This is a genomic window from Agromyces sp. CF514, from assembly GCF_900113185.1.
GTDB lineage: Bacteria > Actinomycetota > Actinomycetes > Actinomycetales > Microbacteriaceae > Agromyces.
On sequence record NZ_FOZD01000001.1, the window covers coordinates 1,816,564 to 1,830,630 of the forward strand.

Annotated in this window: 15 protein-coding genes; 9 read left to right on the forward strand and 6 right to left on the reverse strand. The window is 70.6% G+C overall.

All coding sequences use genetic code 11. The annotated features are described in order from the left end of the window. The first annotated feature begins 136 nt into the window (after positions 1–136). The 4 genes from BM342_RS08025 to BM342_RS08040 are packed head-to-tail and all read left to right on the forward strand — an operon-like array spanning position 137 to position 4,573. Complete coding sequence (locus BM342_RS08025) at positions 137–733, forward strand: TetR/AcrR family transcriptional regulator (protein WP_143109791.1); 597 nt, start codon at positions 137–139, stop codon at positions 731–733. Continuing rightward, positions 730–1,992, forward strand: coding sequence for an MFS transporter (locus BM342_RS08030; protein ID WP_092964877.1), 1,263 nt, complete (start codon positions 730–732; stop codon positions 1,990–1,992). Before BM342_RS08025 ends, BM342_RS08030 begins: the two co-directional genes overlap by 4 nt. Further along, positions 1,992–3,242, forward strand: coding sequence for an amino acid deaminase/aldolase (locus BM342_RS08035; protein WP_092964878.1), 1,251 nt, complete (start codon positions 1,992–1,994; stop codon positions 3,240–3,242). Before BM342_RS08030 ends, BM342_RS08035 begins: the two co-directional genes overlap by 1 nt. After that, the gene (locus BM342_RS08040) at positions 3,239–4,573 is read left to right on the forward strand and encodes a D-arabinono-1,4-lactone oxidase (protein WP_092964879.1); all 1,335 of its coding nucleotides are present in this window, start codon (positions 3,239–3,241) and stop codon (positions 4,571–4,573) included. The genes BM342_RS08035 and BM342_RS08040 overlap by 4 nt, the downstream gene beginning before the upstream one ends. On the opposite strand, the gene BM342_RS08045 is transcribed toward BM342_RS08040, so the two are convergent. Both BM342_RS08045 and BM342_RS08050 read right to left on the reverse strand, forming a co-directional pair. Next, positions 4,548–5,282 carry an ABC transporter permease gene (locus tag BM342_RS08045; protein ID WP_092964880.1) on the reverse strand — a complete coding sequence of 245 codons (735 nt, stop codon included), beginning with the start codon at positions 5,280–5,282 and terminating at the stop codon, positions 4,548–4,550. The genes BM342_RS08040 and BM342_RS08045 overlap by 26 nt on opposite strands. Continuing rightward, complete coding sequence (locus tag BM342_RS08050) at positions 5,279–6,109, reverse strand: ABC transporter ATP-binding protein (RefSeq protein WP_092964881.1); 831 nt, start codon at positions 6,107–6,109, stop codon at positions 5,279–5,281. Before BM342_RS08050 ends, BM342_RS08045 begins: the two co-directional genes overlap by 4 nt. A gap of 216 nt (positions 6,110–6,325) precedes the next feature. On the opposite strand from BM342_RS08050, the gene BM342_RS08055 reads away from it, so the two are divergent. Together BM342_RS08055 and BM342_RS08060 are read left to right on the forward strand one after the other, a co-directional pair. Beyond that, entirely contained in the window at positions 6,326–6,892 is a 567-nt protein-coding gene (locus BM342_RS08055) for a LemA family protein (RefSeq protein WP_092964882.1), read from the forward strand. A 9-nt stretch (positions 6,893–6,901) separates the two neighbouring features. Beyond that, positions 6,902–7,777, forward strand: a complete 876-nt coding sequence (locus BM342_RS08060; protein WP_092964883.1) for a M48 family metalloprotease — start codon at positions 6,902–6,904, stop codon at positions 7,775–7,777. A 57-nt stretch (positions 7,778–7,834) separates the two neighbouring features. On the opposite strand, the gene BM342_RS08065 is transcribed toward BM342_RS08060, so the two are convergent. After that, positions 7,835–9,046, reverse strand: coding sequence for a winged helix-turn-helix domain-containing protein (locus BM342_RS08065; RefSeq protein WP_092964884.1), 1,212 nt, complete (start codon positions 9,044–9,046; stop codon positions 7,835–7,837). Between the two features lie 75 nt (positions 9,047–9,121). Here BM342_RS08065 and BM342_RS08070 point away from each other — a divergent pair, with 75 nt between their 5' ends. Together BM342_RS08070 and ilvA are read left to right on the forward strand one after the other, a co-directional pair. Further along, the gene (locus BM342_RS08070; protein ID WP_092964885.1) at positions 9,122–10,369 is read left to right on the forward strand and encodes an AI-2E family transporter; all 1,248 of its coding nucleotides are present in this window, start codon (positions 9,122–9,124) and stop codon (positions 10,367–10,369) included. A 4-nt stretch (positions 10,370–10,373) separates the two neighbouring features. Then, a complete protein-coding gene (gene ilvA / locus BM342_RS08075) occupies positions 10,374–11,612 on the forward strand; it encodes a threonine ammonia-lyase (protein ID WP_255368610.1) in 1,239 nt (412 codons plus the stop codon). Positions 11,613–11,697: 85 nt separating this feature from the next. Here the strand turns inward: ilvA and greA are convergent, their stop codons facing one another. Both greA and BM342_RS08085 read right to left on the reverse strand, forming a co-directional pair. Further along, positions 11,698–12,189: a transcription elongation factor GreA gene (gene greA, locus BM342_RS08080; RefSeq protein WP_092966690.1), complete on the reverse strand. Its 492-nt coding sequence runs from the start codon at positions 12,187–12,189 to the stop codon at positions 11,698–11,700. An 82-nt stretch (positions 12,190–12,271) separates the two neighbouring features. Then, complete coding sequence (locus tag BM342_RS08085; RefSeq protein WP_177232104.1) at positions 12,272–12,682, reverse strand: DUF4307 domain-containing protein; 411 nt, start codon at positions 12,680–12,682, stop codon at positions 12,272–12,274. A gap of 134 nt (positions 12,683–12,816) precedes the next feature. Between BM342_RS08085 and BM342_RS08090 the strand changes: the two genes are divergently transcribed. Continuing rightward, on the forward strand, positions 12,817–13,182 hold the full coding sequence (locus BM342_RS08090) for a hypothetical protein (protein WP_092964887.1): 366 nt from the start codon (positions 12,817–12,819) through the stop codon (positions 13,180–13,182). Positions 13,183–13,233: 51 nt separating this feature from the next. On the opposite strand, the gene BM342_RS08095 is transcribed toward BM342_RS08090, so the two are convergent. Continuing rightward, positions 13,234–14,040 (reverse strand): PAQR family membrane homeostasis protein TrhA, encoded by an 807-nt coding sequence (locus tag BM342_RS08095; protein ID WP_092964888.1) that lies wholly within the window; start codon positions 14,038–14,040, stop codon positions 13,234–13,236. Positions 14,041–14,067: the final 27 nt, after the last annotated feature.

Here is a 14,067-nt window from a genome sequence, read left to right on the forward strand (position 1 = left end):
GCGAAGCCGGTCGACGGATTCGCCGACGGGCGTTCGCGAACCCGGGTTTCTGGTGCATACTGTTGCAACTGGGACGATCGTCCCAGTTCGTCCGGGGCGACCCGGACTTCGGCAGCGTCGTCGTGAAGGAGCCCGAGTGACCCGCATTCCCGCGCCCGAGCGTCGCGTCGCGCTCATCGAGGCGGCCCTTCGCGTCGTGTCGAGGAACGGCATCGCGCAGGCCACGACCCGGGCCATCGTCGCAGAGGCCGGCATGAGCCTCGCGAGCTTCCACTACGCGTTCGACTCGCGCGACGAGCTCATCGACGAGCTCATCACGACCGTCATCGATCGCACCCGCGGCGCGGTCATGCCCGAGGACTTCGCAGGCGGCACGCTCGTCGACGTGCTCGAGGCGGGCATCGTGCGCTACTTCGAACACCTCAGGGCCGACCCCGAGCACGAGCAGGCGATGCTCGAGCTCACGCACTACGCGCTGCGCTCGCCCGAGCGGCATCCGCTCGCGCGCGCCCAGTACGCCCGCTACGTCGAACTCGCCGAGCAGTCCCTCGAGCTCGCGGCCGAGCACTCCGACAGCGTGTGGACCGTGCCGATCGCGCGCGTCGCGCGCACGCTCGTCGCCTTCACCGACGGACTGACGGTGACCTGGCTCGTCGATCGCGACGACGACGCAGCACTGGCGGTCGCGCACGCGGCCGCCGACGCCCTCTCGAGAATGGCCGAACCCCGATGACGAGCCTCGACCTCACGACGCCCGCGGCGCTCGACGAACCCACCCGGCGCGTTCCCGCCGGCTGGATCGCGTCGTTCGCCGCGCTCTGGTTCGGCATCTGGATGGCGCAGCTCACGCCCGTGCAGCTGCTCCTGCCCGCGCAGATCGACGAGACCCTCCACCCCGAGGACTGGGTCGACAGCGTCCTCGCGTTCGGCATCATCTCGGGCATCGCGGCCGTGGCGACGATCATCGCCTACCCGCTCACGGGAGCCGCATCAGACCGCACGACCTCTCGGTTCGGTCGCCGTCGCCCGTGGATCGTCATCGGCGGCGTCGTGTTCGCCGTCTCGCTCGCCGTGCTAGGCCTGCAGACCGAGATCTGGGCGATCGGCGCCTCGTGGGTCGGCGCTTCCGTCGGCTTCTGCATCATGACCGCGGCGCTCACGGCGACGATCTCCGACCAGGTGCCGGTCGGCCAGCGAGGATTCGTGTCCGGCTGGATGTCGGCGCCCCAGGCGGTCGGTATCATCGCGGGGCTGCTGCTCGTGACCGAGCTCGTCACCGACCGCGCGCTCGGCTACCTCGTGCTCGGTGCGGTGATGCTCGTGCTGGCGGTGCCGTTCCTGCTGCGCCACGACCAGCCGCTCGCCGCGGCCGAGCGCACGCGGGTCACGGCCAAGGGCGTCATCGCGAGCCTCTGGATCAGCCCGCGCAAGCACCCCGACTTCGGCTGGACCCTGCTCAGCCGCGTGCTCGTCTCGGTCGGCAACGCGCTCGGCACGAGCCTGCTGTTGTACTTCCTCATGTTCGGCCTCGGCGACGAGAACGCCGAAGACGACCTCATCCTGCTCACGCTCGTCTACATGGTGTTCGTCATCGCGGCGTCGCTGTTCGGCGGGCGGCTCTCCGACAGGCTCGGACGCCGCAAGTCGTTCGTGTTCGTGGCATCCGCCCTGCAGGCGATCGCGGCGCTGCTGCTCGCGCTCGTGCCCGACTTCACGGTCGCGGTGGTCGCGGCCGGCATCCTCGGCCTCGGCTACGGCTGCTTCCTCTCGGTCGACCAGGCGCTCGCGACGCAGGTGCTGCCCGATGCCGCGTCGCGCGGAAAGGACCTCGGCATCATGAACATCGCGACCGCGGTGCCGCAGGCCATCGCACCGCTGATCGGCGCGGGCGCCGTGGTGCTGACCGGTTCGTTCGTGCCGGTCTTCGTCTTGAGCGCGCTGTTCGCCTTCGCGGGCGCCGTCGCGGTCTCACGTGTTCGGAGCGTGCGCTGATGATCGACCTCTCACTCTTCGAAGCGGCGCCGACGGCGACGGATGCCTCGCCGTGGGCGACCCCGTCGCGCTACTGGCCGGGGCTCTCGGCGGCCACCGCCCACCTCGACGCGCCCGTCGGCGCGCTGCACCTCGGTGCCCTGCGCCACAACGCGGCCGACATGCTGCAGCGGGCGCACGGCAAACCGATCCGGGTGGCCTCCAAGTCCATCCGCGTGCGGAGCGTGATCGAGGCGCTCCTGCGAATGCCCGGCTATCACGGCGTGCTCGCCTACACCCTCGCCGAGGCGATCTGGCTGGCCGACACGATCGACGACATCGTCGTGGGCTACCCGACCGCGGAACGCGGCAGCATCCGTCGCCTCGCGACCGACCCGGCACTCGCGGCCCGCATCACGCTCATGGTCGACTCGATCGCGCAGCTCGACCTCATCGACGCCGTGATCGCGCCTGCCGAACGCGAGCCGATCCGCATCGCGCTCGAGCTCGACGCCTCGTGGAACGCGCCCGTGCTCGGCCATCTCGGCGTGCGCCGCTCGCCCGTGCACGACCCGGCGGACGCCGGCGCCCTCGCGGCGTACATCGTCACCAGGCCCGGCTTCCGGCTCGTCGGCATGATGGGCTACGAGGCGCAGATCGCGGGCGTCACGAACCAGCCGGCCGGCAAGCCCGTCGACGGTGCGGTGAACCGCTGGATGCAGTCGCGCTCGATGCCCGAGCTCGTCGAGCGCCGCACGCGCGCCGTGGCAGCCGTGCGCGAGCACGCCGACCTCGAGTTTGTCAACGGCGGTGGCACGGGTTCGCTCGAGGCGACGTCGGCCGACGGGTCGGTGACCGAGATCGCGGCCGGGTCCGGCCTGTTCGGCGGTCACCTGTTCGACGGGTACGCGCACTTCACGCCGGCGCCCGCAGCCGCCTTCGCCATGGACGTCGTGCGTCGGCCGAGCCCACGGCACGCCACGATCCTCGGCGGCGGATGGATCGCCTCCGGCCCGCCCGCACCCGATCGCCTGCCGCGCATCGTCTGGCCCGAGGGGCTCGAGATGATGCCCCGCGAGGCGGCCGGCGAGGTGCAGACGCCCGTCACGGGCGCCGCAGCGCGTCAGCTGCGCCCCGGCGACCGGGTCTGGTTCCGCCACACCAAGTCGGGCGAGCTCTCGGAGCACCTGAACGAGTTCCAGCTCGTCGACGACGACCGCATCGTCGATGTGCTGCCCACCTACCGCGGTGAAGGCAAGGTGTTCCTGTGACCGCGACCGGAGCCACGTGGCGCAACTGGGGGCGTACGGAGCAGGTGCGACCCGTGCGGGTCGAGCGCCCCGACTCGCCCGGAGCGGTGCAGCGGGCCGTCGCGGCGGCTGCGGCATCCGGACTGCGCATCAAGCCCGTCGGCGCGGGCCACAGCTTCACCGGCATCGCCGTCGCCCCCGGCGTGCAGCTCGACCTCGGCGACGTCTCGGGCGTCATCGCCGCCGACCCCGCGACGGGCCGCGTCACGCTCGGAGCGGGCACGCGCCTGTACGACCTGCCGCGCCTGCTCGCCCCGTACGGGCTCGCACTCCAGAACATGGGCGACATCGACCGGCAGACGATCGCCGGCGCGACCTCCACGGGAACGCACGGCACGGGCCTCGGCTTCGGAGGCCTCGCCACGCAGATCGTCGCGGCCAAGCTCGTCACCGGCACGGGCGAACCCGTCGAGATCAGCGAGACGAGCCGCCCCGAGCTCCTGCCCGCGGTGCGCGTCGGCCTCGGCGCGCTCGGCGTGCTCGTCGAGGTGACGCTCCAGCTCGTGCCGGCGTTCGTGCTGCACGCCGAGGAGCGCATCGAACCGCTCGACGCCGTGCTCGGGCAGTGGACCGAGAGAGTCGCCTCCGCCGACCACTTCGAGTTCTACTGGTTCCCGCACACGGGCACCGCGCAGACCAAGACCAACACGCGGCTGCCGGGTGACGCGCCACGCGATCCGCTCGGACGCGTCTCGCGCTGGGTCGACGACGAACTGCTCGCCAACGGCCTCTACCGCGGCATCTGCGCCCTCGGCCGCGTCGCGCCCGCGACCACGCCGTTCTTCGCCCGCCAGGTCGACCGCTTCAGCGGCGACCGCGACTTCAGCGACGTCTCGCCGAAGGTGTTCACCACGAACCGCACCGTCCGGTTCCGCGAGATGGAGTACGCGATCCCGCTCGAGGCGGTGCCCTCGGCGTTCGGCGAGGTGCGTTCGCTCATCGAGCGGAAGGGATGGCGGGTGAGCTTCCCGCTCGAGGTGCGCGCCGCGGCATCCGACGAGAACTGGCTCTCGACCGCGCACGGCCGCGACACCGGGTACATCGCCGTGCACCGGTACTTCCGCGAGGACCCGACCGAGTACTTCACCGCGGTCGAGGCGATCATGCACGCGCACGACGGCCGGCCGCACTGGGGAAAGATGCACACGCAGACGGATGCCGCGCTTCGCGAGAAGTACCCCCGGTTCGACGACTTCCTCGCGGTGCGAGACGAGTTCGACCCCGACGGCGTCTTCCGGAACGCCTACCTGGACCGCGTGCTCGGCGTCAGGGCGTCCGTCGACGCAGCGTGATCGAGCCGAGCACGATGCAGCCGACGATCCACGCGACGATGACGAGCACCTTCGCCAGGATCCACTCGGCACTCTCGGAGTCGGCTGCGACGGCCTGCAGGGCGTCGATGGCGAAGCTGAGCGGCAGCCATTCGGCGATCGCCTCGAGCACGTCCGGCAGCTGATCGCGCGGGATGAAGATGCCGCAGAGCAGGATCTGCGGCAGCACGAGCAGGGGCATGAACTGCACGACCTGGAACTCGGTGCGTGCGAACGCGCTCGCGAGCAACCCGAGCGCGGTGCCGAGCACGGCGTCCGCGACCGCGACCGCGAAGAGCAGCCAGATCGAACCCGTGATGTCGAGCCCGCACACCCACACCGCGAACGACACCGCGATGGCGGTCTGCGCGACCGCGAGCAGGCCGAACGCGAGCGCGTAGCCGAGCAGGAAGTCGCCCCGGCCCATGGGCATCGAGAGCAGGCGCTCGAGGGTGCCGCTGCGGCGTTCGCGGAGCGTCGCGATGCTCGTGACGAGGAACATCACGATGAACGGGAACAGGGCGATCATCGCGGGACCGATGTCGTCGAAGACGTCGGTGTCGCTGAAGATCCACGCGACCAGCCCGATCAGCAGGCTCGGCACGATGAGCAGCAGGCCGATCGTGCGCGGGTCGTGGCGGATCTGCTCGAGCACCCGCCCGGCGGTGGCGAACGTCCGGGTGGCGTTCATCGGGTCGCCTCCGAACCGGGCTCGGGCGCCTCGTCGGGCCCCTCCGCCGCATGCCGCGGCCCCGGACGATCGGGCGCTCGCGGCGCGAGGTCGGGGGCGCCGCGCTCGATGAGCCGGAGGAACGCCGTCTCGACGTCGTCGGTTCCCGTGAAGGCGAGCAGGCCCTCGACCGTGTCGTCGGCGAGCAGTTCGCCGTCGCGCATGAGCAGCAGCCGGTCGCAGCGCTTGGCCTCGTCCATGACGTGGCTCGACACGAGCAGCGTGCGTCCGTCGTCGGCCAGGCTGCGGAACAGGTCCCACAGCTGCACGCGGAGCACCGGATCGAGGCCGACCGTCGGCTCGTCGAGCACGAGCAGTTCGGGCTCGCCGAGCAGCGCCGCCGCGAGCGAGACCCGACCGCGCTGTCCGCCCGAGAGCGACCCGACGAGCCGATCGGCGACCGTGCCGAGGTCGGTGCGCTCGATGACCCGGTCGACATCGGATGCCGGTGCTCCGAGCACACGGCGGAAGTAGACCAGGTTCTGGCGCACCGTGAGGTCGTCGTAGACGCTCGCCTGCTGCGTCACGTAGGCGACGCGCGTGCGCAGCGGTGCGGTGCCCGCCGGAAGCCCGAGCACCTCGATCGAGCCGGACTGCACGACCTGCACGCCCACGATGGAACGCATGAGCGTCGTCTTGCCGCTCCCGCTCGGTCCGAGCAGGCCCACGATCGCTCCGGCCGGCACGGCGAGCGAGAGCCCCTCGAGCACCGCGGTCGAACCCCGCTTCACGTGCAGGTCGTCGACGATGACGGCCGCGCCGGCCGTGGCATCCGCACTGTTGCTCATGTGGCGATTCTTCGCCCACGGCACCCCGCGTGTCGAGGGGCAACTTCGCGGCGCCGCCGCGGCGTCGCGTCGCCCGTGCTCGCCGGGAGAACACTCTCCGGTTCCTTCGAGTCTCATGGGAACCCCGGAGGTCTTCTCAGCCGATCGATAGAATCGGGGGACATCAAGATCGTCGCAGCAACGCGATCGTCGCAGCATCGCTGAGGAGCCCGTGCCATGGAATGGCTGATCCCCGTCATCATCGTCGTCGCGCTCGTGCTGATCATCGGCATCTACCTCTGGGCGACGTACAACTCGCTCGTGACGCTGAACGTGCGTGTCGACGAGGCGTGGAGCGACATCACGGTGCAGCTGAAGCGACGCGCCGACCTGATCCCGAACCTCATCGACTCGGTCAAGGGCTACGCCGCACACGAGAAGGCCGTGTTCGAGAACGTCACGCGCGCCCGTGCCGAGACCCTGCAGGCTCAGGGGCCGGCCGACGCATCCGCCGCCGAGAACCACATGCAGCAGGCCCTGAAGTCGATCTTCGCGGTCGCCGAGGCGTACCCGCAGCTGCAGGCCAGCCAGAACTTCCTCCAGCTCCAGTCCGAGCTGGTCGACACCGAAGACAAGATCCAGGCCTCGCGTCGGTTCTACAACGGCGGCGTGCGCGAGCTGAACACGAAGATCAAGGTGTTCCCGAACACGCTGTTCGTACGCGGCCTCGGATTCAACGAGCGCGACTTCTTCGAGGTCACCGAGCCGGCGGCCATCGCCGAGCCGCCGCGCGTCCAGTTCTAAGGGTCGGCGTTGTACCGGGCGATCGCCAAGAACAAGCGCAACACGGTCTTCATCATCCTGTTCTTCCTCGCCGTCGTCGGCGGGCTGGGCTGGCTCGCCGCGGCCGTCTACGGCGACGTCACGATCGTCATCGTCACGGTGGCCATCGCGACGGCGTACGCGGCGTTCCAGTACTTCACGGCCGACCGTCAGGCGCTCGCGATGTCCGGGGCCGTCGAGCTGCAGGGCAGGGCCGACCATCCGCGCCTCTGGCGCACGGTCGAGAACCTCTCGATCGCGACCGGCACGCCGATGCCGCGCGTGTTCGTCGTCTCCGATCCGGCGCCGAACGCCTTCGCGACCGGGCGTGACCCCGAGCATGCGGTCGTCGCCGCGACCACGGGCCTGCTCGAGATCATGGACGACGCCGAGCTCGAGGGCGTCATGGCGCATGAACTCGGGCACGTGCGCAACTACGACATCCGGCTGTCGATGATCGTGTTCGGCCTCGTCGTCGCGGTGGGCTTCATCTCGGACATGTTCGTGCGCATGGCCTTCTTCGGCCGCAACAACAACAACGGCAACCCGATCATGATGGTCGTCGGCCTCGTCGCCATGCTCATCGCGCCGCTCGTGGCGAGCCTCGTGCAGCTCGCGGTGTCACGCCAGCGCGAATACCTCGCAGACGCGACCGGTGCCATGACCACGCGGCATCCCGATGCCCTCGCCAGTGCACTGGAGAAGCTCGAGCAGTACGGCCGACCCATGAAGCGCCAGAACTCGTCGATGGCCCACCTCTGGATCGCCGACCCGCTGAAGCCCGGCGCACTCAGCCGGCTCTTCGCCACGCACCCGCCGATCGAGGAACGCGTCAAGCGCCTCGAGAGCATGGGCGGCTCGTTCTAGCGGTTCCGCTCGCTCGCACTCCGCACGCGAGGCCTCCCGGCCCGACGAATCGACGCGTCAGGCGGATGCCGCGAGCTCGGGTCGGAGCGCATGGGCGAGGTTGCCGCGATCGGCGACGACGATCTCGCCGAGCCCCTGCCAGTCCGCGGCCCGCCGCAGGGCCGGGGCGAGCCGGGCCGCCGTGTCTGCGGGCGCCGTGGCCTCGCTCCACGCCGACTGCACGCGGAGCACCCCGTTCTTGCGGTCGTTCTTGAGATCGACGCGGCCCACGACGTCGTCGTCGATGAGCACCGGCAGCGAGTAGTAGCCGAACACCCGCTGCGGCTCGGGCGTGTAGATCTCGATGCGGTAGTGGAAGTCGAACATGCGCTCGGCCCGGGGCCTGAACCACACGACCGGGTCGAACGGCGAGAGCAGGGTCGCGGTGTCGATGCGTCGGGGTCGCCGGGCGTCGCGGTGCACCCAGGCGGGCGCCTGGCGACCTCCGACGTTCCACCCGGGAACCTCGACGGGCACGAGCACGCCCGCGTCTTCGAGATCGCGGACCGCGTCGCGCACCTGGGCGCGCTTCATGCGCCAGTAGTCGGCGAGGTCGGCCTCGGTCGCGATGCCCAGGGCGGAGGCCGCGCGCTCGACCAGCACGCGGATCGCGTCGGCCTCGGTGGGCGGGGGAGCGAGCAGCTCCGACGCGAGCGCCTGCTCGGGCAGCGCGTAGACGCGTTCGAACCGTCGCCGTTCGACGCACACGACCTCGCCGACGCGGAACATCCACTCGAGCGTGCGCTTGACCGTGGACCAGCCCCACCAGGGGCCACGCCGCTGATTCGCGTCGTGCTCGATCTCGCTCGCGCGCATCGGGCCGTTGGCCGCGAGCTCGGCCTTCAGCCAGTCGGCGAGCTGGCGGTTCTCGACGAGCCATCCGCCCCACGCCTCGCCGTGCCTGCGGTACTCCTCGCGCCGGAACTCGAACAGCGGCCACAGCTCGCGCGGAACGAACGCGGCCTCGTGCGCCCAGTACTCGAGGGTGCGGCCTCGCCTGCCGGTGGTCACCCGGTCGAGCAGCGCCTTGTCGTAGGAGCCGAGCCGGCTGAACACCGGCAGGTAGTGGCTGCGCTCGAACACGTTGACCGAGTCGATCTGCAGGAGCCCCAGGCGGTCGAGCACGCCGCCGACCTGACGGAGCCCCGGTTGGGGAGACGTCGCGCGACCGAAACCCTGCGCGGCGAGCGCGATGCGACGGGCGAGAGGAGGACTGACACGTTCGACCATGGTGTTCGCACCCTACCCGCGGCCGCCGACACCGCACATGCCGTCCCGCGCATGCCCCGCGCCTAGACTGGAGCGATGGGCCAGGGTCGGGGCAGGTTCGTCGGCAGGAGACGCACGGTCGGCCGCGCGCCCGAACAGCCCGAGGCATCGACTCCCGCTGCGCCCGGAACGGCAGGCGAATCCACGCCCGACGTGAGCGCAGCCATCCCCTACGGCATGCGGCTCGCCGCGGCATGGTCGTGGCGCCTGCTGCTGGTCGGCGGCGTCGTCGCGGTCGTGATCTTCCTGGTCATCCAGTTGCGGCTCATCGTCATCCCGCTGCTCGTCGCGGTGATCCTCTCGGCGCTGCTCGTGCCGTTCTCGAGCCTGCTCCAGCGTCACCGGTGGCCCAAGTGGCTCTCCATCACCACCGCGATGCTGAGCGCGCTCGCCGTCGTGGGCGGCCTGCTCACGCTCGGCATCTGGCAGATCGTGCGCGGCTCCGACGAACTCGCCGCGCAATCGGTGATCGCGTGGAACGAGTTCCGCGACTGGCTCGAGAGCGGGCCACTGCATCTCACCGAGGCGCAGCTCAACGACTTCGTGAACCAGGCCGTCGAGGCCGTGCAGAGCGGCAGCGGGGTGCTCGTGAGCGGCGCGCTCTCGGTCGGCACCACGGTCGGGCACTTCCTCGCGGGCATGCTGCTCGCGCTGTTCGCGACGCTGTTCATCCTGATCGACGGGCGCGGGATCTGGGGGTGGGTGGTGCGCATCTTCCCCCGGCGCGCCCGGGCGGCGGTCGACGGCGCCGGTGCGGCCGGTTGGCTCACGCTGCAGAACTTCGTGAAGGTGCAGATCCTCGTCGCCACGATCGACGCGGTGGGCATCGGCCTCGGCGCGTTCCTGCTGGGCGTGCCCCTCGCGGTCCCGATCGCCATCCTCGTGTTCCTCGGCTCGTTCGTGCCCATCGTCGGTGCCGTGGCGACCGGCGCGCTCGCCGTGTTCGTCGCGCTCGTCTACAACGGCCTGTGGCCCGCGGTCGCCATGCTCGGCGTCGTGCTGCTCGTGCAGCAGCTCGAGGGTCACGTGCTCCAGCCGCTCATCATGGGCACCGCCGTGAAGGTGCACCCGCTCGGAGTCGTGCTCGCCGTGGCCGCCGGATCGTTCCTCGCCGGCATCGCCGGGGCGTTCTTCGCAGTGCCGATCGCGGCCGTGCTCAACGTCATGATCAACTACGTCGCCGGCGGCACGTGGAAGCATTCCCCGGCACCGCCCCTGACCGAGATCGCGTCGCCGCTCTGGCGCACCGTCCCGCAACGCCCCGGATACCAACGAGGAGAATGAACGCGTGATCAGCACCATCCCGGGACCGACCCTCGCCGATTTCGAACGCGCACGTGGCGTGGTCGCAGCGGTCGTGCAACGCACGCCGATGGAATCGTCGCGGTACCTGGCCGACCGGCTCGGCGTCGCCGTGCACCTCAAGTGCGAGAACCTCCAACGCACCGGATCGTACAAGCTGCGCGGCGCCTACAACCGCTTGAGCGCCCTGAGCCCCGAGGAGCAGGCCCGCGGCGTCGTGGCGGCCTCGGCGGGCAACCACGCGCAGGGTGTCGCATTTGCCGCGCGCGAGCTCGGCATCTCGTCCACGATCTTCATGCCGGTCGGCGTCGCGCTGCCGAAGCTCGACGCCACGCGGGCGTACGGCGCCGAGGTGGTGCTGCACGGCGACTCGTTCGGCGAGACGCTCGACGCCGCGAACGCGTTCGCGGCCGAGTCGGGCGCGGTGATGATCCCGCCGTACGATCACGCCGACGTCATCGCCGGCCAGGGCACCCTGGGCCTCGAGGTGCTCGACGAGGTCCCGGATGCCGCGACCATCGTCGTGCCGATCGGCGGCGGCGGTCTCGCGGCCGGAGTCGCGAGCGCCGTCAAGCAGCGTGCCGCGCTCGAGGGACGCGTCGTGCGGGTCATCGGCGTGCAGGCCGAGAACGCGTCGCCGTACGTGCCTTCGCTCGAGGCGGGGCACCCGGTGCAGATCCCCGTCGTGCCGACGATCGCCGACGGCATCGCGGTGTACAAGCCGGGCGAGCTCACGTTCGAGATCATCCGCGAGACGGTCGACGAGATCCTCACCGTGAGCGACGACGACATCGCACGCGCCCTGCTCGTGCTCCTGGAGCGCGCGAAGCTCGTCGTCGAGCCCGCCGGTGCGGTCTCGGTCGCGGCGCTCATGAGCGGGCGCATCCGATCCGACGGACCGGTGGTCGCGCTGCTGTCGGGCGGCAACATCGACCCGCTGCTCATGCAGCGCGTGATCGCGCACGGCCTCGCGGCATCCGATCGCTACCTCACGCTCGAGATCGGCCTGCCCGACCGCCCCGGGCAGCTCGCCCGAATCGCGGAACTGCTCGCCGAGGCGCACGCGAACGTCATCGAGGTGCTGCACACCCGCCACGGCAACGGCCTGCAGATCTCCGAGGTGGCGCTGCGACTCTCGGTCGAGACGCGCGGGCCCGCGCACCGGGCCTCCGTCGTCGACGTGCTGCGGCGCGCGGGCTACGAGCCGCGCATCGTCTCGGAGTAGCCCGCCCGACCCTCCACCCGGGCCGGAAGAACGAGAACGGCGCCGACCATGCGGTCGGCGCCGTTCTCACGTGGTCGAGCGGGTGCTACTGCCCGCCCCAGGTCTCGACGGCCGTGACCTCCACGGCGATCTCGCGACCGTTCGGCGCCGTGTAACTGGTCTTGTCGCCGACCTTGAGGCCGAGGATCGCCGCACCGAGGGGGCTCTGCTCGCTCCACACGTCGAGCTCGGAGTCGCCCGCGATCTCGCGGCTGCCGATGAGGAAGGTCTCCTCGTCGCCCGCGATGACCGCGGTGATGACGGTGCCGGACTCGACGATGCCCTTCGAGGTGGGAGCGTCGCCCACCTCGGCGGTCTTCAGCAGTCCCTTCAGCTGGCGGATGCGAGCCTCGATCTTGCCCTGCTCGTCTTTCGCGGCGTGGTACCCGCCGTTCTCCTTCAGGTCGCCCTCTTCGCGCGCCGCTTCGATGCGCTTCGCGATCTCCTCGCGACCCGTGGTCGAGAGCTGCTCGAGCTCGGCGGCGAGCCGGTCGTACGCATCTTGCGTGAGCCAGGTGACGGTGGCGTCCTGCGCCATGATGCCCTCCTGCGGGGACGCGTCGATGAACGCGTCCGAATAGACGTGACGCCCCGACGACTGTCGAGGCGAATGCCCCATGTTAGGTGAGCCAGCAGCTCGAAATCAAACCCGTCGCGGCGTCGCGGGCGGTTCTGACGGTCTCGGTCAGGCTGCGCAGCGGTCGATCGGATGCCGGGATCTCGACGACCTTCCAGCCGACGACCGTGAAGTCGTCGTCGAGGGCCTTCACCGCGCACGCGGTGGTCTCGCCTGCGGGCACCGACAGGGTCCAGTTGACCTCGACCGAGCGCTCGTCGTTGCGGACGACGTGCGACGTGTCGGTGGCCTGAACGGCGGCCTGCTGGCCGTCGAGACCGGCCCAGACGACCCAGGAGACCAGCACGATCGCGAAGGCGATGCCTGCGGCGATGAGGATCGTCAGCTCGCGGCGCCGGTTGCGCCGAGTGCGCCCGTATCGCGCGGCGAGCGGGTCGGTCTCGGTGCTGGACACTCGGAATCCTCGGGGGTCGGATCGATTAGGCTTGCCTTTCAAGCCTAACCCGCACTGGCACCGCCAGAATCCGCCGTGAGAGAGAGTTCCATGCGCTCCGAATCCGCCGCCCGTCCGACCCTCCGGATTCGTCTGTGAGCGCGGCGACGGCGCTCGTCGCGGCGCAGGTCGCGGTCGCCCCGATCGTGCGCGCGGCCGAAGACGAGGTCGATCCCAACGACGTGACGCCCGGCGTCTGGGGCTTCGTCATCACGTTCGCGATCATGGTCGTCGTGCTGCTGCTCGTGCTCGACATGACGCGCCGCATCCGCCGCACGAACTACCGCGCCGAGGTGCAGGCGGAGCTCGCCCGCGAGATGGCCGAGACCGGCGTCGACGGCATCGACCCCGAGACGGATGCCGCGGCATCCGACCGTTCGGAAGACGGCGCTCGACCGAACGGAGTCGATCCGTCGGGCGACGCCGACGACGCGCCATCCGGAGACGCACCGACCCGCTGAACGAGGTGCGCCGACGTACGCGACCGCGACGGCGGGCGACCCGGGCTCGGTTCAGCCCACGTGGTAGACGGGTGCGACCGCGATGATGAGCGTCGCGGTCCAGTGGCACATGAACGCCAGCACCGTGCAGGTGTGGAAGATCTCGTGGAAGCCGAACACGCCCGGCCACGGGTTGGGGCGCTTGAAGCCGTAGATCACCGCGCCGACCGTGTAGAGCAGCCCGCCGACGACGACGAGCACCATCATGGCGACGCTCGCGGCGAGCAGGTCGCCCAGGTACATCACCGCGGCCCACCCGAGCAGCAGGTAGAGGGGAACGTACAGCCAGCGCGGCGCCGTGATCCAGAACACGCGGAACCCGATGCCGAGCAGCGCGCCCGCCCAGACCACCGCGAGCAGCACCCAGCCCTTCTCGGGCGGCAGCGCGAGCACCGCGAGCGGCGTGTAGGTGCCGGCGATCAGCAGGAAGATGTTGGCGTGGTCGATGCGCTTCAGGACGACCTTGGTCTTCGGCTTCCAGTTGAAGCGATGGTAGAGCGCCGAGTTGCCGAACAGCAGCAGCGACGTGAGCATGAAGACCGCCGAGGCCCACTTGGCGGGCGCCCCCTGCGCGAGGCCGATGAGGACGATGCCCGCGGCGATCGCGACGGGGAACGTGCCCGCGTGGATCCAGCCGCGCCACGTCGGCTTGACGTCTTCGGTCGGGTGCGCGATCGCGTCGTCGAGCAGCGGGATGTTCGGCAGGTCGGGGCCGTGCTGCTCGGCGTCGATCGCCGCGTCCGTCGGGTCCTCCGGTGCGACGGGCCGGGTCAGCTCGTGCGCCAGGTCGGCGGACTCGCGGTGGCGCTTGGGGGTCATGCTCACAGCGTAGGGCCTCACCGGTCA

Coding starts and splice junctions, on each gene's coding strand:
- BM342_RS08050 (WP_092964881.1), bottom strand. CDS start 6,109: ATGAGCAACAGTGCGGATGCCACGGCCGGCGCGGCCGTCATCGTCGAC.
- BM342_RS08070 (WP_092964885.1), top strand. CDS start 9,122: ATGGGCCAGGGTCGGGGCAGGTTCGTCGGCAGGAGACGCACGGTCGGC.
- BM342_RS08030 (WP_092964877.1), top strand. CDS start 730: ATGACGAGCCTCGACCTCACGACGCCCGCGGCGCTCGACGAACCCACC.
- greA (WP_092966690.1), bottom strand. CDS start 12,189: ATGGCGCAGGACGCCACCGTCACCTGGCTCACGCAAGATGCGTACGAC.
- BM342_RS08045 (WP_092964880.1), bottom strand. CDS start 5,282: ATGAACGCCACCCGGACGTTCGCCACCGCCGGGCGGGTGCTCGAGCAG.
- BM342_RS08095 (WP_092964888.1), bottom strand. CDS start 14,040: ATGACCCCCAAGCGCCACCGCGAGTCCGCCGACCTGGCGCACGAGCTG.
- BM342_RS08055 (WP_092964882.1), top strand. CDS start 6,326: ATGGAATGGCTGATCCCCGTCATCATCGTCGTCGCGCTCGTGCTGATC.
- BM342_RS08065 (WP_092964884.1), bottom strand. CDS start 9,046: ATGGTCGAACGTGTCAGTCCTCCTCTCGCCCGTCGCATCGCGCTCGCC.
- BM342_RS08035 (WP_092964878.1), top strand. CDS start 1,992: ATGATCGACCTCTCACTCTTCGAAGCGGCGCCGACGGCGACGGATGCC.